A 21,671-nucleotide genomic window follows, 5' to 3' on the forward strand; every position below is an offset into this window, starting at 1 on the left:
AGTTTTTTGACCCATTAAGGTTTTAAACTTTCGTTAAGAAGTTTCCAATCTATAAATTTTTCTTCTTCACTTTCGCTTTTACTTTTTTCACCTCATCTCTAATAAACGGATATTTCTTCTGCATATCCGTAGCCAAAGAAGGATCTAATTCCAATGCTTTCTGAAGAGAATCTACTCCCTTTTCCTGTTCTTTCAGGTTGAAATAACAATTGCTTAACTGATAGAACAATTCTGCTCTGTAATGTGCTTTTAAAGCCTTATTCAAAAGAGTCACCGCTTCTTCATATTCTCCTAAAAGCATCAATACTTCCGAATACGCATACCAGTTATAAAATCTCGAAGGTTCCGCATCTACCAATTTTTTTAAGCAGGAAAGACTTTCTTCAAATTTCCCGGAATCGATAAATAAAAATGCCAGTCTTTTCTGATAATCAAGACTGTTTTCATTGAGATGAGTGGCTTCTTTTGCAAAGTGCAACGCTTCTGCCATCCCTCCCATTTCTTCATAGAGATAAGACTGTTCCATCATTGCAAGGTAAAACTGCGGATCTTCTCTCAGTGATTTCTGAAAAGAATTGAGCGCCATAATCGGCTGCTTCAAAGCTTTGTAGCAAAGTCCTATTTTATAAAAAGTAAATGCCTTTGTATATTCTAGCTCAAGCATTTCTTCATAAACTTCGATTGCCTTTTTGTACTGTCCTAAAGCTTCATAACAAGCCGCTTTATTGGCATATACTCCAACAGAGCTTGAATTGATTGCCAATAAATAGTCATATCCTTTTATCGCTTCTTCATAGTTTTTTCTGTTGAAATAAAATTGCCCATACTCGAACCAAGCCACTTCTGAATAGGCAAATTCATCCAGATATTCATTAAGAAAAGCAATCGCTTCTTCATTCTTATTCAGATCAGCAAAGCAAACCATACAGTTTTCCAGCGAATATTCATCCGTTGGGTCTTCTTTAAGGGCTTTTCTGTAATGTTTAAGGGCGTTAAAAGGATCTCCAAGATTTACATATTCATCCGCAATGAAATTGTGAAGAAAATTTTCTTCTTCTTTAAGTTCCAATGCTTTTTTACATATATCAATCGATCTTTTAGGATTTCCTAAGTTTGAATAATACTTTGCATAGCACACCAAAAAGTCTGTGTTTTCCATTGAAGAACCCTTCAACTCATCGATAAGCTCTTTCGCCGTATTATATTCTTCCCATTCTAATAATATTTCAAGTTTTTTGATCTTGATATCTAAAGAATTGGGGTGAAGCTTCAGACCGTAATTAACTGCAGTATCTGCATAATTAAAATCTCCAAGCTCCAAATAGTAAACAATAATATCTTCTAACTCCTCTGTATCAAAGTAGAATTCATCATTGTTTTCCATCATTTCCTCGAACTTTTTTACCAGTTCATTTCCAAAATACTCTTCCAATACTCGTTTCCATCGTCGGCCAATGTTTGAATGTGCTTACAAACCTCGGCAAACTTTTTAAATTAATATTACTTCTGAAATTTATCATTCAAAATGTATGCAAAGTTGCGATTTTTTTTTGACATTCATTTTCGTAAATTTCTATCTTAAAGATAGTGAAAAGAACATTATAATCAAACGATTGTGGATAAAAAAAGAAGAGTTATTGTTAAATTAACACTTTTAATCTCTTTCTATTTGGAATATCATTTTACTTTTTCTTTAAAACAATCGTTGTGTAGATGTCTCTATTTTGGATAAAAAAAGAACGAGACTCAAAGCCTCGTTCTTTATATTTTATTATATCAAACTTTTGATTTTTGCAATGATATCGTCTCCTAATTTATCCGCTTCTTCTTGAGATTTAGCTTCTGTATAAATTCTGATAATCGGTTCTGTATTCGATTTTCTAAGATGAACCCAGTTGTTTTCAAAATCAATTTTCACCCCATCAACTGTAGAAACTTCTTCGTTTTGATATTCTTTTTCCATTTTAGATAAAATATCATCTACATTGATTTCAGGAGTTAATTCAATTTTCTTTTTCCCCATAAAATAGCTTGGATAGCCTGCTCTTAATTCAGAAACTGTTTTATTTTCCTTTGCTAAATGAGTTAAAAATAAAGCAACTCCCACTAAAGAATCTCTTCCGTAATGCAAATCAGGATAGATAATTCCTCCGTTTCCTTCTCCACCGATCACCGCATTTTTCTCTTTCATTAAAGTAACGACATTTACTTCTCCGACAGCACTTGCAAAATATTCAGAGTTGTGCGTATGCGCAACATCTCTCAAAGCACGGCTTGAAGAAAGGTTGGAAATTGCGACTCCATTTTTATTTTTCAACAGATAATCTGCAACGGCAACCAACGTATATTCTTCACCGAACATTTCTCCTTTTTCATCGATTAAAGCTAATCTGTCAACATCCGGATCTACAACAACCCCTAAATCTGCGCCTTCTTTCTTCACCAATTCACAAATGTCTCCCAAATGTTCTTTCAAAGGTTCAGGATTGTGTGGAAAATGACCTGTCGGCTCACAATATAATTTTACGGTTTCACAACCTAATTTATCCAATAACATCGGAATTGCAATTCCTCCTGTAGAATTCACTGCATCTAAAACAACTTTGAATTTTTTTGCTTTAATCGCTTCTGCATCTACCATCGGTAAATCAAGAATTTGCTGAATATGAATATCAAAAGCATCATCTCTTGTTTCATGTTGACCCAAATCATCTACTTCCGCATAATTGAAATCTTCACTTTCAGCCAATGCCAGAACTTCTGCTCCGTTTTCTCCCGTGATGAATTCTCCTTTTTCGTTTAATAATTTCAGAGCATTCCATTGTTTTGGATTGTGAGAAGCAGTTAAAATAATTCCTCCGTCTGCTTTCAACTCAGGAACCATAATTTCAACGGTTGGAGTAGTAGAAAGTCCCAAATCGATCACATTGATTCCAAGACCTTGCAATGTTGCCGTTACCAAAGAAGAAACCATTTGCCCGGAAATTCTGGCATCTCTTCCGATGATTAAAGTTAGATCTTTTTTATTTTTATTATTCTGAAGCCAAGTTCCAAACGCCGAAGCAAATTTTACCACATCAAGCGGTGTCAAATTATCGTTTACTTTTCCCCCAATCGTTCCTCGGATTCCTGAAATACTTTTTATTAATGACATTAATTATGTTTTTATTATTTAAAATTCTGTCCAAAAATACAAATAAAACACGGGAGTTGATAGCGAAAAATATCTATGCTTTTTAATTTATCATTAAGATTATTCATGCGTGTTGTATTGAAAGATTAAAAACGGTGAAAGACAAGTTTTCGCATAAAAAAACCGCATTGAAGCGGTATATGTTTTTATTTTAAAATGTTTCAATTCAAAACATAAGTTATGAACATCCGCAATCTTTATCGCAGTTTGTTCTTTTTGAGCTGAATTTTTTCGGTGCAAAGTTTTTCTTGAGTACTTTAAATAAAGAGTAACAAGCAAATGCAACGATCAGTAAAACAAGTATGTATTGTACAATTAATGAGTCCATTATTTCAAAATCTGATATACTATCATCGACACAAAGTATGCCAAACCGGTCATCATCGCTACCTGTAAGCCAGTCCATTTCCAGCTTTTGGTTTCTCTGAAGACTACTGCAAGTGTAGAAACACACTGCATTGCAAATGCATAAAATAAAAGGACCGAAACTCCCGTCGCAAAACTGAAAACTTTTTCGCCATTGGGTTTTACATCTCTTCTCATTTTATCGATTACTTTCACTTCCGGAGCATCATCTTCAAGGCTGTATAATGTTGACATTGTTCCTACGAAAACTTCTCTCGCAACGAAGCTTGTCAGAATCCCTACTCCCATTTTCCAATCATAACCAAGAGGAGCAATAATAGGTTCTATTCCTTTCCCCATTTTTGCCAGATAAGAATGATCTAAATGAACATTTGTTGCAACAAATTGATCCGGTTTTTGTTTAGGTCCAAAGTAGCTCAGGAACCAAATGATGATACTTACAATGAAAATAATTTTCCCAGCCCCTGTAATGAAGTCCCAAACTTTCCCTAAAACCATCTTGAAATCGTATCCGAAAAGAGGTTTTTTGTAAGTTGGCAAATCCATTACCAGATATGTTTTTCCTTTATTTTTAATAAATCTTTTAAGGATTGATGCAGAAAACAGCGCTACTAAAAAGCCTAGCAAATACATTCCCATCAACACCAAAGCTTTGTATTTTATTCCTAGAAATGTTTCATCTGAAATGATTAATCCGATAATGATACTATACACGGGAAGTCTTGCAGAACACGTCATAAAAGGTGTTACCAAAATAGTAAGCAACCTTTCTTTTACATTTTCAATATTTCTTGTCGAAATCACGGCTGGAATTGCACAGGCTGTTCCTGAAACCAAAGGCACAATACTTTTTCCGTTTAGTCCGAAAGGACGCAAAATTCTGTCCATCAGGAAAACCACTCTTGCCATATACCCCGAATCCTCCAACAAATAAAGAAAATATAATAAAATCCCGATCTGTGGTGCGAAAACTACAATTCCTCCGATTCCCGGAATGATTCCGTTTGAAATCAATGAATTGATCGGTCCTTCCGGTAAATGCTCAGATGTGAAAGCCGTTAACCATGAGAACAAATCATCAATCCAATTCATAGGATATTCCGCCAGAAAGAAAACGCTTTGGAAAATAACTAATAAAATGGCCAGGAAAACAACATATCCCCAGAATTTGTGTACTAAAACCTTGTCTAATCTTTCTGTTAAAAGTTCTTTGAATTGTGGTTTTTTAGAAATTACATCAGATAAAATCTTATCAACGTTCTGATATCTTCTTACCGTTTCCTGAACCTGCAATCTTTTCGGAACCAAACTTTTAGATTCCGGTTCGTTCATCAGTTCCATTACGGATTCTATTTTACCCAAATCTGTCCCTAAAGAAAGGCTCATCCAGGCTTTATATTCATTATTAAACCCTTTATGGGTAACAATTTTATTAATAAAATCTTTATGTTCACCAGGAATTTCAAATGAAGTCGTATTTCTTTTTACAAACTGATTATTAAGAACCGCTTCTTTAATTTCATCGATTCCAATATTTTCTTTAGCATTAGTCTGAATAATTTTAATGCCTACAGCTTCTGAAAATTTCTGAATATCGATAGTAATTCCTCTTCTTTCCGCCTGATCGATTTGGTTCACTACCAAAATCATCGGAATTCCCAAATCCTGAATTTGTTGAAATAAAAGTAATCCTCTTTTTAAACTTAAGGCTTCGAGAATATACACAACTCCAGCATAGTTTTTCTGCTCGTCAATTAGAAATTTGGAAAAAATAGCTTCATCTTCCGAACTTGGATATACACTGTAAGAACCCGGCAAATCGATCACTTCAACTTCCTCATTCTTAAAAGTATAATTTCCTGAATGGCTTGCAACAGTAACCCCTGCATAATTGCCGGTTTTCTGCTTCTTATTACAAAGAGCATTGAAAACCGTTGACTTCCCTACATTCGGATTTCCAACTAAAAGTATCTGTTTTTTTTGAGTATCCTGCATTAATTCAATTCTTCAACAATGATATAATCTCCTTCTTCCTCACGAAGAGCAATACGGCTTTTTTCATCCCCAAATTCTACATACATCGGTCCTTTGAAAGGAGCCTGATACAAAATCCTGAACGAGGTTTCCGGAAGAAGCCCCATTTCAATGATTTTATTGGGCATTTTCAGATGGTCATTATCATATCCAATTATCTTTCCCATTTTGTTTTTGGGAAAGTTGCTCATTTTATGCAAATCCGTCTGTTTCAAAGCCAATTTTTTGTGATTGCAAATATACGTTATTTAAATTTAATCTAAATAACCTGTTGCTATGAAAAAAATCAACCCAAATACGATTCGCATTTGGGTTGATTCACAATATAATTTAGTTGATATGAAGCTTGTTTAGTTTAGTTTTCTTTTCCTACTTTTTCTACTTTTCCTACATTTAGTTTTTCGTAAGGAGGTTCAATCGGGTTGTCGTTGGCATTATAAAAGTCTTTGTACATTTTTTCCTGCTTTTTCATCATATCACCAATAGTACCATCCATTCCCGGAATTGTTTTAGACATAATTTCCTGCGTCATCATTGGTCTTGCCGTAGCAAAAGGATCCTTTTTGAAATCACTGAACGTCTTTTCAAACTTTTCTCTTGACATTTCAGTTACTTTTAAACCTAAATTAGAGATTTTCTCCATAAAAGTCAACTCTTCCCAGTTCGGAACTTTTTTGTTTCCTTGTAACACCCAAGAATAATTTTTACCTTCATCTTCAATCTTCACGATTAAACCCGGAAGTCCCGAGAATTTGTACGGACCATCCTGGAAAGGCAGTTCTGAGCTGAACCAAGCTGTCCATTTTTTTCCTCCGAATTCTGTGGTTGCTTTCTGAGCATTATAAGCTCCGATTTTTGCTTTTTCGTTGGAGATTTTCCAGTTGAACCTAGCTGTTTCGTTGTACCCTATATTCATTGGAGTAAATCCATTTGCAATTCTGTCGATATACTGCATTTTCATATCGGGATATGTTTTCACGATTTTCTCAGAAAATTTAGGCATTTTGAAAGACTTGGATAAATCTTTATAAACTCCTGCTTTCTGCATCGCTTCCATCTGAATTTTAAGAATAGAATCTTGCCCGATTGCCGTAAAGTCTCTATAAACAGATTTGTCTTTAACAATATCCAAAGCCATGATTACTTTTTCAATTTTTGCAGAATCTTTTTTGGGCTTAAAAGTCAGTTCATAAAAAAATCGGTTTGCCGTTTCTTTCGAATCATTATTCTGAGCACTTACGAAAGCAAAAAGGGCAATAAAGAATATTGAAAATAGTTTTTTCATTTTTTCGAATGTTTATATAATTAGTTAGTAGTTTCTAACTTTTGTTACAATTTTTTTGAATTTTATTTTTCGTTGATAAAATTTATGATTTCGTTAAAACAGTTTCTTAGGTAAAACATTTAACTTTAACCTACTAAAAAACAAAACGATATGGATACTTTATCACAGTTAAAAAATGAACTCCAGGAAGAATATCAGACGACCAGAAAGTTTTTTGAAATTTATCCTGAGACAAAAAATGATTTTGCTCCTCATGAAAAAAGCATGAAAATGATGCCTCTTGCCACTCATATTGCAGAAGTTTTTGAATGGCCGAATACGATGCTCAAAACCTCAGATCTGGACTTTGCCAATAATGATTATCAGCCAAAAAAATTTACAACAAAAGAAGACCTGCTAAAAGCGTTGGATGAAAATTATAAATTGGGGGTTGATGCTTTAGAAAATGCTAAAGAAGAAAACCTCAATGAAATGTGGGCCTTGAAACATAATGGTCATGAATTGGCAAAATGGACCAAATACGGATCTATTCGTCACAGTCTGAATCAAATTACCCATCATAGAGCACAGCTTGGTGTCTATTACAGACTGAATGATATTTCTCTTCCGGGAAGTTATGGCCCTTCAGCTGATGACCAAAGCTTTTAATAGCTTTCTAAATATATCTCAAACAAAAAACCAATCTCATTGAGATTGGTTTTTTGTTTTGTTTTTACTTAAAGTTGAATTTTACGGTGAACATGACTTGGCTTGGGCGAAGTTGTATTCTTGTAAAAGAAGTACCTTGAGAATTAATTTCATAATTTTCGAATACTTTTTTATTGGCAATATTCATCCATTTCAATTCAAAATCTATATTCTTTTTAGACCATGTAAACTGATATGAAAGATCATAGAATCCATTATGGTATTTTTGATTCGTTGCTTCTACATTTGAATTTACCTGATCCCAGTTGAATCCAATGGTGTGGTTTTCGATCGGATAAAAGAATACTCCTAAATTATGTTTGAATCCTGTAGTTTTAGCATCTGTATTAACTTTGCCCACACTAGTTTGATTCGTTCTTGTAAAGCTTGCATTATAATCCATACTCATCCAGCTAAAGTAAGTATTATTGAATTTCACACCAAGTGACTGGCTATTGTTATCATTGGTATAAGACTTATTGTCAAGATAAGAATCCGATTTTGATGTGCTATTGCTATAGCTTAAAGAAGCGTTTGTTTTAAATTTCGGGAAATACTTCCCTACTTCTGCACTGTATGCGTTAGTCAATACATTATTATCCTGTACTAAATAACTCATTGCTGTATAACCATTTACGATTGTCGGATTAGCAATCAAATTTCTTTTAGCATCTGAGTATCTGTAATTGATATTAAAGAATAAATTATTCAGTGGGTTTCTATATTCTAATCTTGTTCCTGCTGATTTGTTATTATTCTGTGGAATTGGGTTTTTAGGATCCATAACATTAATTCCCGATGGTGAAGTCATTAAGAATCCTGAATAAGCGGTATTGATTTCACCAAAGTTATTATTAATATTGGCGTTTACCGAAGCTTTCCAGAAAGAAGCAAAAGTATATTGCGCAAAAACACTTGGTTCAAAAGTAACCTTGTTTAATTCTCTTGAAACTAATCTTAAAGGGTCTTCTGCTTTAATATTATTAGAATTTACAGGAAAGTTAGCATATAACATCCAAGAATCGTTCTTATAATTTACTCCCAGACTTCCGTAAGGAGTTGCTGTTGTATAGCTAAGGTCGTTGCTATATTGTGTAAGCGCCGGTGCTGGGGTTACATCCGCTCTAATATTAAATAAATCTGAAACTAAATCTGTTGATTTAAAATTAAATCCGACCTCTGGGGTAAACGTCCATCCTTTTGTAGAGAACCCAATATTTGCAGAGTGATTGGCCTCAAAGGTTTTTAATCTTAAATTCTGACGGACAAAATCTGAAGGTGTCGTAATATATCCCGGAATAGCAAAATAAGAAGAAGGTGAAACATCCAAAGTCTGTTTATCTGTCTGATAACTTAAAAAAGACAAAACATTCACCATTTTTTCCTTCCAAGGAATAATCGTACTCAATGAGTTTTGGAAAGATGTTGTAGGAGACTCTAGTGCTTGTGCTCCATTTCTTTCTGTCAGAGTATTGTTATTGATTCTATTTGCATCTGCTCGATCTGCATTCCAATATTGAGAAAAGCTTGTTGTATTTTTAAAGAATCCTTTTTTAGCATTTTTTGTAAAAATAAGCTCCCCTTTTGCTTTATCCGTATAAAAATTATTATGAATATTGATCGTATTGGATTCTCCATTAAATAAATTCTGTACAACATTTGATTCCCTTTCTACCGCATTATTCGTATAGTTTGCATTCGCTTTAAGCTCCCATTCCTTTTTCTTATCAATATTGGTAAGATAGTTTGCAGATAAGTAATGAACATTATTCATCAAGTATCTTTTTACCGGAAGATTGGGTGTACTTGCATTTTCTACATTCAACCAATCATTTTGTGAAGCATTGATTCTTCTTCCTTCGAACCTGTTTCCGAAAGCCAAAATATTTCCTTCATTTTCTACCTGATCTCCCATGTTGTTGGTCTTGTAATTAACTACCCATTGGCTTTTTTTACTAAAAAACATTGGAGTCAGCTTTACATTCCACAACCATGGATCTCCGAAACCGGTTCCTACTTCTCCACGACCGGTCATTGTTACAGATTTTTTTAGCTTTATATTAATTGCCGCCTGATCCGAAGGTACTTTATCCTGAAGAATTTTTACGGGTTGGTGATTTTCCAGTACTTCCACTTTTGCAACGGCATCTTTAGGAAGAGAATTGCTGATTGTTCCGTAACCTCCTTCCATAAGATCTTTTCCTTCAACGTAAAATTTGTTGATTGCATTTCCCTGGTATAAGATCGTTCCGTCTGCATTTACTTCAATTCCCGGCATTTTTTTGAGAACATCTGCAAGACTTCTGTCGTTTTTACTGTCAAAAGCTTTAAGGTCATAAGAAATAGTATCTCCTCTAGCTGTTACCATTTTGGTTTTAAGCTGTACTTCCTTTATTTCGGTAGCTTCAGACTGCATTTTAAAAGTTAAGTTCTGATCGCTGTTGCTGATTTGTTTTGTGATCGGTTTTTGATTAAAAGCTTTTACTTTTAAATCAACATTAGCTTCTCCTGTGGTGAAGGTTACTTTATATTCTCCTTTCGAGTTGGTAATTCCGTAAGCCAGAATTGCATCTTTTCCAGGTTCTTCGACCGTCACACTTGCGCTTGGAATAGCCACACCGTCTTCATCCGTAATCTTTCCTGAAACTGTTTTCTGTGCAAAAGACAAAACAGAGAAAAACAACATTAGAAATAAAGAAATATTTTTTCTCATAATTATTATTTGTGTAATTAGTTAATGGTTACCGTTTTTTGTTACACTTTTATAAAGATGTATTTAAACTTAAAAGGTTAAATCTATTATCACTACAAAAATAGTTATATTTTAAAAACCAAACACATTAATTCAATATTTTTTGACTTAAAGGTTGTAAAATTAGTTTTTATTTAGACTAGATATTTAAAATCGTGATTTGAATCATAGATTAAAATAAAATTAAAGAGTCCTCCGTATATTTTTATTTAATAATTTTGTAACATAAATTTATTAGAATGGGAATTATTTTAAAGCCTATAGATGTTGTTGATGATATTACGCAAGAAGAATTTATCGAAAAATATCTAAAGCCGAGGAAGCCTGTTGTCATTAAAAATATGGCAAAAAAATGGCCTGCTTACCAAAAGTGGACAATGGAATATGTGAAGGAAGTTGTAGGTGATGTAGAAGTTCCTCTTTATGACTCCAAAAAAGCTGATCCTGCAGCTCCCATCAATACGCCAACTACCAAAATGAAGTTTGCAGATTATATTGATTTGATACAAAGGGAGCCTACAGATTTAAGGATTTTCTTTTTTGATCCTATTAAACATGCCAACAAGTTATTAGAAGATTATATTTCTCCGAAAGAGCTTATGGGAGGTTTCTTAGATAAGTATCCATCGATGTTTTTCGGAGGCAAAGGTTCAGTTACTTTCTTACATTATGATATTGACTTAGCTCATATTTTCCATACTCATTTTAATGGTAGAAAGCATGTTTTACTTTTTGAATATAAATGGAAAGAAAGATTATACAAACTTCCTTACGCTACCTATGCTTTGGAAGATTATAATATCGAAAATCCTGATTTTTCGAAATTTCCAGCTTTAGATGGTGTTGAAGGTATTGAGTGTTTTCTGGAACACGGAGATACTTTATTTATGCCGACAGGTTGGTGGCATTGGATGAAATATCTGGACGGAAGTTTCTCTATTTCGCTAAGAGCTTGGGACAAATCTTGGGCAGTAAAAGCAAATTCTTTATGGAATCTTACTGTACAACGTAAATTCGACGATATCATGAAGTCTAAATTCAAAAAGGATTATATGGACTGGAAAGAGAAAAAAGCTGTACAAAGGGCAGAAATGGCTCTTAAAAAAGGTATTCCTAGATAAAATAAAAGACGTTTCTTTTGAAGCGTCTTTTTTATTTTTCGAAATTTAATAATAATTCTTCCATATTCCTCGTAACTTCATTACAAGAAAAACAGGCATTCTTTCCATCTTGGGAAAACCAGCGACATTGCGAACGAATAGGACAAAAAGATAGTTCTGTATTTTTGATCGTCTCTAAATTCTGAACTTTTTTGGATAGAGAACATTTCGATTCTTCATTATCCCATTGAGCGCACCCTTTTTCAACGCATTTTCCTGTAAAACGGAATCTTTGCTCGAGATTATCATTTTGCTGAATAAACTCTTCTGTGACCGTAAGAGGTGTGATAAATTGCACCTTTCCGTCTTTGTTGACTACTCCAAAAAGCTGTGCCCCAACTTTTCCAACATAACTGGGGCACATCTTCTTTGAAGAATGAGAATTAGCCTCCATAGCCTTTTATCTGAGTCTGGATATCTTTAACCTGGCTCTGGATATCAATTCCATGTTTGAAGATAATGATTCCCCAAGGAAACCAATCTTTAATTTTCATAGGTTTCAACAATCCTCTAAAGTCTCTGTAGGCTCCAAAAGCCTGTGTATTATCAACTTTTGAAAGCTCGGAAAGCACAACATTCTGAATTCCTCTGTCAATGTTTTTTAGCTGCTCGTCTGAAAGATCAACTCCTTCCAATGAAACGAAAAATTGCTTTTTAGTTGCCATAATTGTAGTTTTTATTGGTTTTTATAAAGCAAATTTCGGAAGATAAAAATCAAATTGCATCAGTAAAATCAACAATTCATACTGTGAAATATACGGAAATTACCTATTGATTATCAATAAATTAAATCACATTTCAAAATCTATAAGATTCTATAAATCGGATATTGTCTGAATGTTTTTTCTTCAAAATAAGGAGAGTTTCTATAGATCCAGTCCAATTGTGCCGTTCCGTCATCTGCAAAAGTCTTATCTGATGCTTTTTTGGCTTCAAATTTTTGTTTTAACTCTTTATCATTTTTTAATAATTCTGCCGCAGTATCTTCAAAAATATAGGCAGAATAGTATTCTTTCTGAGCTAAAATTCCATCAAAGAAATTCCAGTTGAAGAAAGAGTCCAATGCTTCCGGTTCCAGCGTCTCAATAATATATTTTACCCCCTCCTGATTGGTTGGGATAATATAATCTCCTGCCTGAAAATTCAGATTTTTAGTTGACTTATCAACGGTAGTTTCAAAATGCAGATAATGACCTTCATATGGGTTTTTAACGGTTTTAAAATCATTAATTTTATAAGATTCCACAGAAATTGTACTGTCCATCTGAATCGGTTTCATCTGAATCTGATTTCTTTTAAATTCTTCAATCACACGATATTGCGCCTGAGGAATTACATAATATTTTGGAATCGTGATATACCCTGTTGGAACTGCCGTTGTGAACAGTTTTATTTTTTTAGTGAAAGGTTTGTCTCTATCATAATATAATCTCGGCTTTCCGGAAATTTCACTGGGTTTATATTTTCCTTCAAACCCTTTAAAATCAATTGTAGTATATTTTGTAGAATCAATTTTCCAACGTATTCCGTATTGCTTTCCGGCTTGATATTGTTTTAAATTTTCAATTCGGAGCTGTTTTATCTTTTTATATTCTTTATCCAGATTTTGAAGGTTGACAAGCATGTATTTATAGGTTGCATCTACCCTTTTATCGTAAGGTTTTAACATATGAGTTTCCGGAACAGTTCCCAGAGAATTAAATAAAGTTGTATACCCCGTAGAATATCTCGGAGAATCCTCAAACGAAGCAAAACCAATCTCTGGAACATCACCATGAATATTGACATAAGGTGTACTTTCATACCCCAATTTCTTTAAATCTTTAAGGTTTTTTGCCTGATAATTGTTATAAAAATATTTTCCTAATACATTTCCCAAACGTTCCTTGAATGTAGAAATATAAGTAAATGTATACTGATAATCCGCCCCATTGCTGACATGGTTATCAATAAAAACATCTGGTTTCAGCCAATGATAGATCTCCTGAAAACTTTTTGCGTTTTTTGTATCTGCTTTAATAAAGTCTCTATTTAAATCATAATTCCTAGCATTTCCTCTGAAACCATATTGTTCTGGACCATTCTGGTTGGCTCTTGAAAAAGAACCACGATTCAACATTCCTCCTACATTGTAAGCAGAAATAGCTGCAATAATAAAATTCTGAGGTGTTTTAATTTTCTTCGTCGCCAAATCCCTCATCAACATCATGGTAGCATCAATTCCATCCGGTTCTCCGGGATGAATTCCGTTATTTACGAATAAAACAGCCTTATCTTTTCTTAGCTGATTGAGATCTTTTTCAGGAAAAGGATTATAGATAACCACATACATCGGTTTTCCGTTGTCATCCTCTCCTTTTTTCAGATATTGAATCGTGTTGAAATTTTTAGCTAAATTTTGATAATAAGCATTCATTTCAGCATAGGTAACGGTCTGATTTCCGTTTCCTTTTTCAAATGGAGTCTCAAAATTATTTTGTGCAAAAAGAAAAGATGAAGCAAAGGAAAATAAAAGATATTTCAGTTTCATTGAGGTGATATTTCGAACTTTAAAATTACTTTGTTTTTTTAGAAGTACGAAATTGATGATTGTTTTAACGCAAAGTTTTAAAAAAATCACATCTGTCATTTTGAACGCAATGAAATCGAGTGAAGAATCTCTAAAATAAGTCCGAGATTCTTTCTTCGTCAGAATGACAAAAAGATTTTAATCTCGATTCCTTCCCTTTTCATCAGGATATAAGTTTGGAAGCGGATCACTTTGCCAGAATTCTTTGGTATCAACATCCATAATCGTTAATGCACCTGTAAAAGCGGCTCCCGTATCTAAATTCCAGACATTTGCTTTATTAACAGGCTCCTTGATTCCTAAATGCAAAGTCGGTGTATGACCAATAAAAATCTCTTTATACAAAAGCAATCTTTTAGGGTATAACTCTGAGTTTTTAGATAATTTTTTATCCATTGCAACAGCTGTTTCCCAAAGTGTTCTGTCCCAACGATAATTACTGGAATACACTTCTTTTTCAGGACCATGCATAGAAGAATAACCCGCATGAATAAACAACCGGTTTTCTTCATCTACATAATAGTTTTTCATTCTTTCAAAAAACTCTAAATGGAGTTCTAATTCTTCCAAAGAATTTTCAGCATAACTATCTACTGTGCTTTGCCCACCGTTGAAAAGCCAAACATCGGGAGCACTTCCAAAAGAAAGCCAGTCTTCAGTCCAAGCATCATGATTTCCTTTGATGAAAATACATTCCTGTTTTTCGGAAAGTTCTATTAAAAACTGAACAATCTGAGAAGATTCACTCCAACCATCAACAAAGTCTCCTAGAAAAATCAATCTGTCATTTTCAGAAACTTTGGCTCTTTCTAAAACTTGTATTAAGGCTTTAAATCCTCCATGAATGTCTCCTATTACTAATGTTCTGCTCATTTTACTTCGAAATATATTGGGCTTCTATAAAATCTGTGAGCCATACATTATTTTCTGAAAGATAAAATACAATTCCGTCTTCATACATTTTTCCTGTTCTGATGGTCAGAATAATTGGTTTTCCATGTCGCATCCCGACTTTCGTTGCCGTTTCTTTATCTAAACTTAAATGAACGTGTTGTCGGCTTCTTTTTTCAATTCCTTTTTCTAAAATAGAAACTACATTATTTTGAGCCGTTCCATGGTAAAGAAATTCGGGCGGCTGCTGTGGTTTTAAAGCTAAATCTATATCAATCGAATGTCCTTGATTTGCCCTGATTTTTGTTTTATCTTCATTAAAAATAAACCGCTTTTTATCATTTGTCTCCACCACTTCATTTAGTTCTTCAAAGGTAAAGCCCTGATAAGAATCTCTTTTTGATTTTGTGATTATTTCATCTACACTTGTCCAACCTTGCTCATCCAAAGTCAAGCCGATCAGTTCTGGATGGTGTCTGAGAACGTAGCTCAGAAATTTGCTTATTTTTTTCTTCTTTTGTTCATTCATTGTTTGTGTTTTTTACTTCATTAATTTATTTTCCTTTAGGCAAGAGTTACTAGTTTATCAAATAATAATTTCATTCCCTGAGTGGCTGTTTCTTTCATCACAACCGCTCTTTGTCCATATCCAAAATTAGTTTCATTCGGATTGATCACAATAAGAAGACAGTCCTCTTTTATGTCGTGAATTAGTCCTGCAGCCGGATACACCTGTAATGAAGTTCCTATTACTAAGAAAATATCTGCTTCTTTTGCTTTTTGCGAGGCTTCTTTCATCAATGGAACATCTTCTCCGAACCACACAATGAAAGGTCTCAATTGCGCTCCGTCTTCTGCTTTATCACCAATGTTGATGTCATTTTTTTGTTCGTAGATCAGTCCTTTATTGTTGCTGGAACACGATTTGAATAATTCTCCGTGAATATGGATAATATTCGTAGAACCTGCTCTTTCATGCAGATCATCAATATTTTGGGTGATGATCTGAACCTCGAAGTGTTTTTCCAATTCTGCCAATAATGTATGCGCTTCATTGGGTTCCACTTCATGAAGTTGACGACGTCTCTGATTGTAAAATTCCAACACCAAACCTCTGTCTTTTCGCCATCCTTCCGGACTTGCAACGTCTGTTATACTGTGATTTTCCCAAAGGCCATCTCCGTCTCTGAATGTTTTTATTCCGCTTTCGGCACTAATTCCGGCACCGCTTAATATCGTTAGTTTTTTCATTTGTTGTTTTTTTATTTTTCGTTGTCTTTAAGTCCACAAAGGCGTTAACACTTAGCAAAGATTTTTTCCTACTTTAGTTTTAAAAACATTTTTCTTTTCTAAAATAAGTTTTTCAATACAATCAATCGCCATGTTTTCTCTTTCTTCCCAAGTCCCGGAAATCTCCAGAAAATCAATTTTGTTTTCTTTTAAAACCTTTCTATGGCTTTCATCTAAAGTGTTTCTTTCTTCCAAATCAAGACGGGTCCCGTCCTGAATATATTCTGCATCTTTTGTAGAATATAGGTATAAATCGGCTTTATTTTTCTCTGTAATTTCTTCCGGAACGATTAATTTTCTTCCAAAAATAAACTCAGCATAGGATTTTGTAATATGAACATCGGTATCAATTAAAGTCAAAAAGCTTTCGCCATGATTCACTTTTTCAATTTGGTCTGCATGTTCTGTGTATACTTTTTCCAGGTCTTCAAATTCAAATTTCTTAGAATTTTGGATTACATCTCTTCCGGCTTCCGAAACTTTATTGGCTTTAAAATATTCGGAAAGCTTATTGGTCATCACAGTCTTGCCTGTTGATTCTGCTCCCAGAAAAACAATTTTTATTGCAAAATATCTTTGAACTGACGGGGGCAAATACTCCCAGTTTTTAAAAATATTTTCACGAATTTCTGAAGCTGAAATCTGAATATTTTCACGGTTTTCATCAAACATAAAATGTTCAATATCCATAATCATAGAAAGCATTTCGCCATATTCTTCCGAAGTCACTAAAAAGTTTTCCTCTTTAAAATATTCATTAAAAACCTCACTCCATCGTTTGGAAACATCCCAATCTGAAACCGAGGTATTCGGAAAGTTTTTTTCACTGTACTTAAAGACTTTTACTTTAAGATTTTTGTTGTTTGGAAAAGTATCTTTTATCCATTGTTTTCTGATATTTCCATCGATTTTCTCATTTTCTTCCGCACAAACCAAAACGGATACGCTTCCTTTTTCAAGGGCAAACTCGATCATCTTTTGATGACCAACATGAAACGGATAAAATTTTCCAAATACAAAACCCTTCATTTTAAAAATTTTAAAGAAGCTATAAAATTAGTTTTTTCATGTCATTTTTAAATTCTAATTAAAATCATATACATAGACTTTAACATTATTTCTCAGCAATGTTCTTTCAATAATCGGTTCTATTTCTTCCCATTTTCCTCCTGCCAAACCACAACCAATTCTCGGCATATGAATACTTGCATTTAGTTGTAGAGCTTCTTTAGAAAGTTTTTCCAAACATTTTTCAACAGCTTCGTAGCGAATTGGTGGAATTCCATTTGAGTTTGAAATCGTTTTATGTTGACCAATCATATTACAAACCCAAAGGTTTTTCTCAACCTGTACCATTTGAACTTCTCCAAGCTTAAAATTTTTATCGCTTTTAAACCAATTTCTGTATTCGTTTTCAGGTTTTTCCCATCTTTTTGAAATCGCTAAGACAAAACCTTTTCCCCAACCTCCAATATCATTGCAGATATGAGTAATTATTTTATTTCCTTCAACTTGAGGGTTTGTAGCGTCACCTTTTATTAATTCCATTTTCATCGCTTAAAATCTAATATTAAACTTTCAATTTCATTGTTCTCAGATTCTATAAAATTACTTCCGACAAATACTTTTGTCACTTCAATATTCCCGAAAATCGCCTGGTTAAAAGCTTCCAATTCTTCCGACGGAATCCACAATTCATTATGATTTTTTGCTCCAACGTTTTGTGAAGGATATTGATTAACAACTTCTTCCAGCACCTCAAATTTCGTTACAAACCCTAAATAATTTCCGGCTTCATCTCTTGTGTTCCACTTCTCTGCAATTTCAGAAGCATATTCTTCATTTAAAACCGGATAGAAAATCGGCTGCCATTCCAGTCTTGGAGGAAATTTTTTATAATCACTTTTTATAATTAGAATCATTTCCTTTTCTCCGACTGGTCTGTAAAGTGTTTTCGTTTTCACGATTTCTTTTTTCATTATTGTGTTATTTTTACGCAAATTTAAAAGAATATAATTTTATTTAAAAATTTATTTGTGTTAAATTTACACTAACTAATTTAATCTATTGATTTTCAGTAGTAAAATTATTTTATTTCAAAATAAAAACCTTGTTCTTCGAGCTCTTTATACTTCTCCTGATTGAAAGTAAATAATTTCCCGGGTCTTCCACTCCCTTCTTTTTTTAGAGTATTCGTATCATTTAATAATCCGTAACTCATGATTTTTTTCCGGAAATTTCTTCGGTCGATTTCCTGCCCGATAATAGTTTTATATAAATTTTCAAGGTCTGAAAATAGAAATTCTTCATTCAAAAGAGTAAAACCAATGGGTTGATATTGAATTTTTGTACGAAGTCTTTTTAACGCGATATCAATAATCGTCTGGTGATCAAAAGCTAATTTCGGAAGTTGTTTGATGCTGAACCACTGAGCATCATCCGCATCAGAATCCGCAAACAATTCATGATAAGAAGGGTTGACAAGCCCCAAATAAGCCACAGAAACCACTCTATTTCTTGGGTCTCTACCGACATTCCCAAAAGTATAGAGTTGTTCCAGAAAATCGGGTTTTATTCCGGCTTCTTCATGAAGTTCTCTTTTTACCGCATCATCCAGATTTTCATTATCCATAACCAATCCTCCCGGAAGTGCCCAACCTCCTTTGAAAGGTTCGATATTTCTTTTGATCAAAAGAATTTGCAGGTCTTTTTTATCAAAATATCCGAAAATAACTGCGTCTACAGCAACCTTTATATCCTGTAATTTTTTTGGAGATTCCATTATCTTAATTTGCGTTATGAATACACAAAATTACACTTTAGACTTATCACTATCAAGCTAAAAATAAAAAAACTTTGCTTTTAAAATTTCACTAATTTTATAATCAACTTAAAACTAAACGATTATGAAAAATTTATTCTTTGCAGCTTGTACTGCTTTTCTGTTTGTAGCTTGTGATAAAGTAAAAATGGATGTAAAAACTGATAAAACCGAAGAGTGGAAACCCGTAGATTCAGCAACAGCAAACAAAGCATGGATGGACTATGCTACTCCGGGAGAAATGCACAAAATGCTGGCAAAATCTGATGGAGTCTGGACCGGAGCCAATACAACATGGATGGAAAACGGAGCAAAACCTATTACGAGTACTTCTGAAGCAACTAATAAAATGATTTTTGGAGGTCGATATCAGGTAAGTGAACACAAAGGAAATTTCATGGGAATGCCTTTTGAAGGAATGAGTATTGTAGGCTATGACAATGCGAAGAAAAAATTTGTAAGCACCTGGATTGATAATATGGGAACAGGAATAATGTCCGCAGAAGGAGATTGGAATGCTTCAACAAAATCTATTGAATTTAAGGGAAAAATGACCGATCCGGCAAGACCTGGCAAAGATTGCGACATAAGAGAAGTCTTTACTCTAGTTGATGATAATACCCAGAAACTGGAAATGTACGGACCTGATGGAAAAACAGGAAAGGAATATAAAACAATGGAAATACAATTCACTCGTAAGAAATAAATAAAAAAATCCGCAGAACAATCTGCGGATTTTACTTTTATCTTTTGCCCTATTACTGGGCTCTTAATTTAGTCATTAAGTTTTAAAACTGCCATGAACGCTGATTGTGGTACTTCTACTCTACCAATCTGTTTCATTTTCTTCTTACCTTCTTTCTGTTTTTCAAGAAGTTTTCTCTTTCTGGAAATATCTCCTCCGTAACATTTTGCAGTAACGTCTTTTCTTAATGCTTTAATGGTTTCTCTGGCAATAACTTTCGTTCCTAAAGCTGCCTGAACCGCAATATCAAACTGCTGTCTAGGAATCAGTTCACGAAGCTTTTCACACATTCTTTTACCGATGTAATAAGCATTAGAATCGTGAATCAATGAAGATAATGCATCTACCATGTCTCCGTTGATCAGGATATCCATTTTTACCAACTTAGAAGCTCTGAAACCGATCGGATGGTAATCAAACGAAGCGTAACCTTTAGAAATAGATTTTAATCTGTCATAGAAGTCAAAAACAACTTCTGCCAAAGGCATATTGAAAATTAATTCAACTCTTTCTGAAGTCAAATAACTTTGGTTAACGATCTCTCCTCTTTTCTCAATACAAAGAGTCATTACAGAACCTACGAAATCTGATTTTGTAATAATGGAAGCTTTAATGAAAGGCTCTTCCACTCTGTCCATTGTAGAAGGATCCATCATTTCAGATGGGTTGTTGATCAAGATCGGAACTTCAGGTTCTTTTTTGGTATATCCAAAATAAGAAACGTTCGGAACCGTTGTGATCACGTTCATATTAAACTCTCTGTCAAGACGCTCCTGAACAATTTCCATGTGAAGCATTCCTAAGAATCCGCAACGGAAACCAAAACCAAGAGCAGCTGAACTTTCCGGTTCAAAAACCAAAGAAGCATCATTTAGTCTTAGTTTTTCAAGAGAGAATCTTAATTCTTCAAAATCCTCAGAATCAATTGGATAAATACCTGCAAAAACCATTGGTTTTACTTCTTCAAATCCATCGATGGGTCCAACCGCAGGTTTTTCAAAAGAAGTAATGGTATCTCCAACTTTTACTTCTCTTGCATCTTTAATTCCTGAAACCAAATATCCTACATCCCCGCAACCAATTGTTTTCTTTGGAACCTGTTTTAGTTTCAAAGTACCTACTTCATCAGCTCCATATTCTTTCCCTGTTGCGAAGAATTTAATTTTTTCGTTTTTGGTAATGCTTCCATTAACGACTTTAAAATACGCTTCAATTCCTCTGAAAGGATTATAAACAGAGTCAAAAATCAAAGCCTGAAGCGGTGCGTCAGGATCTCCAACCGGAGCCGGAATTCTTTCAACAATCTGCTCCAACAAATGGTGAACACCCTCTCCTGTTTTTCCTGAAACTCTCAATACATCTTCATATTCACAACCAATCAGATTCATGATCTCATCAGTTACTTCTTCAGGATTTGCAGAAGGAAGGTCAATTTTATTCAAAATAGGAATGATCGTTAAATCATTCTCCAAAGCCAAATATAAGTTACTAATTGTTTGTGCCTGAATACTTTGTGCAGCATCCACAATCAAAAGTGCTCCTTCACAGGCAGCAATTGAACGCGAAACTTCATAAGAAAAGTCAACGTGTCCCGGTGTATCAATCAGGTTTAATATAAATTTTTCGCCTTTATATTCATAATCCATCTGGATAGCGTGAGATTTAATCGTAATCCCACGTTCTTTCTCCAAATCCATATCATCCAGCGTCTGAGACTGTAATTCTCTTTGGGTCACCGTATTGGTATACTCCAAAAGACGATCCGCCAAAGTACTTTTACCGTGGTCGATATGAGCGATTATGCAAAAATTTCGTATGTTTTTCATTTAAGAACTATGTAATTTGCAAAGATAAGAAATCAATACTAAATTATAATTT

General features: G+C 33.9%; 20 protein-coding genes. 3 read left to right on the forward strand and 17 right to left on the reverse strand.

The features are described 5' to 3' along the window. Positions 1–49 precede the first annotated feature (49 nt). From LV842_RS04830 to LV842_RS04850, 5 genes are all read right to left on the reverse strand, one after another. A complete protein-coding gene (locus tag LV842_RS04830) occupies positions 50–1,432 on the reverse strand; it encodes a tetratricopeptide repeat protein (protein WP_233110325.1) in 1,383 nt (460 codons plus the stop codon). A gap of 339 nt (positions 1,433–1,771) precedes the next feature. Beyond that, positions 1,772–3,154, reverse strand: a complete 1,383-nt coding sequence (gene glmM, locus LV842_RS04835; RefSeq protein ID WP_233110326.1) for a phosphoglucosamine mutase — start codon at positions 3,152–3,154, stop codon at positions 1,772–1,774. Positions 3,155–3,520: 366 nt separating this feature from the next. Beyond that, a complete protein-coding gene (gene feoB / locus LV842_RS04840; RefSeq protein ID WP_233110327.1) occupies positions 3,521–5,554 on the reverse strand; it encodes a ferrous iron transport protein B in 2,034 nt (677 codons plus the stop codon). Next, entirely contained in the window at positions 5,554–5,784 is a 231-nt protein-coding gene (locus tag LV842_RS04845; protein ID WP_262909391.1) for a FeoA family protein, read from the reverse strand. Before LV842_RS04845 ends, feoB begins: the two co-directional genes overlap by 1 nt. 164 nt (positions 5,785–5,948) lie before the next feature. Then, positions 5,949–6,878: a GLPGLI family protein gene (locus tag LV842_RS04850; RefSeq protein ID WP_233110329.1), complete on the reverse strand. Its 930-nt coding sequence runs from the start codon at positions 6,876–6,878 to the stop codon at positions 5,949–5,951. Between the two features lie 150 nt (positions 6,879–7,028). On the opposite strand from LV842_RS04850, the gene LV842_RS04855 reads away from it, so the two are divergent. Continuing rightward, a complete protein-coding gene (locus LV842_RS04855; RefSeq protein ID WP_233110330.1) occupies positions 7,029–7,526 on the forward strand; it encodes a DinB family protein in 498 nt (165 codons plus the stop codon). Positions 7,527–7,590: 64 nt separating this feature from the next. Here LV842_RS04855 and LV842_RS04860 read toward each other — a convergent pair whose 3' ends face one another. Further along, positions 7,591–10,278 carry a carboxypeptidase-like regulatory domain-containing protein gene (locus LV842_RS04860; RefSeq protein ID WP_233110331.1) on the reverse strand — a complete coding sequence of 896 codons (2,688 nt, stop codon included), beginning with the start codon at positions 10,276–10,278 and terminating at the stop codon, positions 7,591–7,593. Between the two features lie 278 nt (positions 10,279–10,556). Between LV842_RS04860 and LV842_RS04865 the strand changes: the two genes are divergently transcribed. Next, complete coding sequence (locus tag LV842_RS04865; protein ID WP_233110332.1) at positions 10,557–11,438, forward strand: cupin-like domain-containing protein; 882 nt, start codon at positions 10,557–10,559, stop codon at positions 11,436–11,438. Between the two features lie 31 nt (positions 11,439–11,469). Here the strand turns inward: LV842_RS04865 and LV842_RS04870 are convergent, their stop codons facing one another. From LV842_RS04870 to LV842_RS04915, 10 genes are all read right to left on the reverse strand, one after another. Further along, positions 11,470–11,871, reverse strand: coding sequence for a hypothetical protein (locus LV842_RS04870; RefSeq protein ID WP_233110333.1), 402 nt, complete (start codon positions 11,869–11,871; stop codon positions 11,470–11,472). Beyond that, positions 11,861–12,142, reverse strand: coding sequence for a hypothetical protein (locus tag LV842_RS04875; RefSeq protein ID WP_233110334.1), 282 nt, complete (start codon positions 12,140–12,142; stop codon positions 11,861–11,863). The genes LV842_RS04870 and LV842_RS04875 overlap by 11 nt, the downstream gene beginning before the upstream one ends. Positions 12,143–12,282: 140 nt before the next feature. Then, entirely contained in the window at positions 12,283–14,007 is a 1,725-nt protein-coding gene (locus LV842_RS04880; protein ID WP_233110335.1) for a M14 family metallopeptidase, read from the reverse strand. Between the two features lie 177 nt (positions 14,008–14,184). Continuing rightward, positions 14,185–14,919, reverse strand: coding sequence for a metallophosphoesterase (locus LV842_RS04885; RefSeq protein ID WP_233110336.1), 735 nt, complete (start codon positions 14,917–14,919; stop codon positions 14,185–14,187). A 1-nt stretch (position 14,920) separates the two neighbouring features. Continuing rightward, positions 14,921–15,466: an RNA 2'-phosphotransferase gene (locus tag LV842_RS04890; RefSeq protein ID WP_233110337.1), complete on the reverse strand. Its 546-nt coding sequence runs from the start codon at positions 15,464–15,466 to the stop codon at positions 14,921–14,923. 35 nt (positions 15,467–15,501) lie between these two features. After that, positions 15,502–16,188: an SIR2 family NAD-dependent protein deacylase gene (locus LV842_RS04895; RefSeq protein ID WP_233110338.1), complete on the reverse strand. Its 687-nt coding sequence runs from the start codon at positions 16,186–16,188 to the stop codon at positions 15,502–15,504. 51 nt (positions 16,189–16,239) lie between these two features. Continuing rightward, positions 16,240–17,256, reverse strand: coding sequence for an AAA family ATPase (locus LV842_RS04900; protein ID WP_233110339.1), 1,017 nt, complete (start codon positions 17,254–17,256; stop codon positions 16,240–16,242). Between the two features lie 54 nt (positions 17,257–17,310). Beyond that, entirely contained in the window at positions 17,311–17,781 is a 471-nt protein-coding gene (locus LV842_RS04905) for a macro domain-containing protein (RefSeq protein WP_233110340.1), read from the reverse strand. Then, positions 17,778–18,206: an ADP-ribosylation/crystallin J1 gene (locus tag LV842_RS04910; protein ID WP_233110341.1), complete on the reverse strand. Its 429-nt coding sequence runs from the start codon at positions 18,204–18,206 to the stop codon at positions 17,778–17,780. The genes LV842_RS04905 and LV842_RS04910 overlap by 4 nt, the downstream gene beginning before the upstream one ends. Before the next feature lie 107 nt (positions 18,207–18,313). Then, positions 18,314–19,009, reverse strand: coding sequence for an NUDIX hydrolase (locus tag LV842_RS04915; protein ID WP_233110342.1), 696 nt, complete (start codon positions 19,007–19,009; stop codon positions 18,314–18,316). Positions 19,010–19,133: 124 nt separating this feature from the next. Here LV842_RS04915 and LV842_RS04920 point away from each other — a divergent pair, with 124 nt between their 5' ends. After that, entirely contained in the window at positions 19,134–19,754 is a 621-nt protein-coding gene (locus LV842_RS04920; RefSeq protein ID WP_233110343.1) for a DUF1579 domain-containing protein, read from the forward strand. A gap of 68 nt (positions 19,755–19,822) precedes the next feature. Here the strand turns inward: LV842_RS04920 and lepA are convergent, their stop codons facing one another. Then, on the reverse strand, positions 19,823–21,619 hold the full coding sequence (lepA, locus tag LV842_RS04925; RefSeq protein WP_233110344.1) for a translation elongation factor 4: 1,797 nt from the start codon (positions 21,617–21,619) through the stop codon (positions 19,823–19,825). Between the last annotated feature and the right edge of the window lie 52 nt (positions 21,620–21,671).

This window comes from Chryseobacterium gwangjuense (assembly GCF_021311115.1).
Lineage (GTDB): Bacteria > Bacteroidota > Bacteroidia > Flavobacteriales > Weeksellaceae > Chryseobacterium > Chryseobacterium gwangjuense.

Bases quoted from the DNA above. Each gene is read 5' to 3' on its own strand.
- LV842_RS04900 (WP_233110339.1), bottom strand. From the start codon at position 17,256: ATGAAGGGTTTTGTATTTGGAAAATTTTATCCGTTTCATGTTGGTCAT.
- LV842_RS04885 (WP_233110336.1), bottom strand. From the start codon at position 14,919: ATGAGCAGAACATTAGTAATAGGAGACATTCATGGAGGATTTAAAGCC.
- LV842_RS04890 (WP_233110337.1), bottom strand. From the start codon at position 15,466: ATGAATGAACAAAAGAAGAAAAAAATAAGCAAATTTCTGAGCTACGTT.
- feoB (WP_233110327.1), bottom strand. From the start codon at position 5,554: ATGCAGGATACTCAAAAAAAACAGATACTTTTAGTTGGAAATCCGAAT.
- LV842_RS04895 (WP_233110338.1), bottom strand. From the start codon at position 16,188: ATGAAAAAACTAACGATATTAAGCGGTGCCGGAATTAGTGCCGAAAGC.
- LV842_RS04920 (WP_233110343.1), top strand. From the start codon at position 19,134: ATGAAAAATTTATTCTTTGCAGCTTGTACTGCTTTTCTGTTTGTAGCT.
- LV842_RS04905 (WP_233110340.1), bottom strand. From the start codon at position 17,781: ATGAAAATGGAATTAATAAAAGGTGACGCTACAAACCCTCAAGTTGAA.
- LV842_RS04850 (WP_233110329.1), bottom strand. From the start codon at position 6,878: ATGAAAAAACTATTTTCAATATTCTTTATTGCCCTTTTTGCTTTCGTA.
- LV842_RS04870 (WP_233110333.1), bottom strand. From the start codon at position 11,871: ATGGAGGCTAATTCTCATTCTTCAAAGAAGATGTGCCCCAGTTATGTT.
- LV842_RS04855 (WP_233110330.1), top strand. From the start codon at position 7,029: ATGGATACTTTATCACAGTTAAAAAATGAACTCCAGGAAGAATATCAG.
- glmM (WP_233110326.1), bottom strand. From the start codon at position 3,154: ATGTCATTAATAAAAAGTATTTCAGGAATCCGAGGAACGATTGGGGGA.
- LV842_RS04915 (WP_233110342.1), bottom strand. From the start codon at position 19,009: ATGGAATCTCCAAAAAAATTACAGGATATAAAGGTTGCTGTAGACGCA.
- LV842_RS04910 (WP_233110341.1), bottom strand. From the start codon at position 18,206: ATGAAAAAAGAAATCGTGAAAACGAAAACACTTTACAGACCAGTCGGA.
- LV842_RS04875 (WP_233110334.1), bottom strand. From the start codon at position 12,142: ATGGCAACTAAAAAGCAATTTTTCGTTTCATTGGAAGGAGTTGATCTT.
- LV842_RS04860 (WP_233110331.1), bottom strand. From the start codon at position 10,278: ATGAGAAAAAATATTTCTTTATTTCTAATGTTGTTTTTCTCTGTTTTG.
- LV842_RS04845 (WP_262909391.1), bottom strand. From the start codon at position 5,784: ATGAGCAACTTTCCCAAAAACAAAATGGGAAAGATAATTGGATATGAT.
- lepA (WP_233110344.1), bottom strand. From the start codon at position 21,619: ATGAAAAACATACGAAATTTTTGCATAATCGCTCATATCGACCACGGT.
- LV842_RS04865 (WP_233110332.1), top strand. From the start codon at position 10,557: ATGGGAATTATTTTAAAGCCTATAGATGTTGTTGATGATATTACGCAA.
- LV842_RS04880 (WP_233110335.1), bottom strand. From the start codon at position 14,007: ATGAAACTGAAATATCTTTTATTTTCCTTTGCTTCATCTTTTCTTTTT.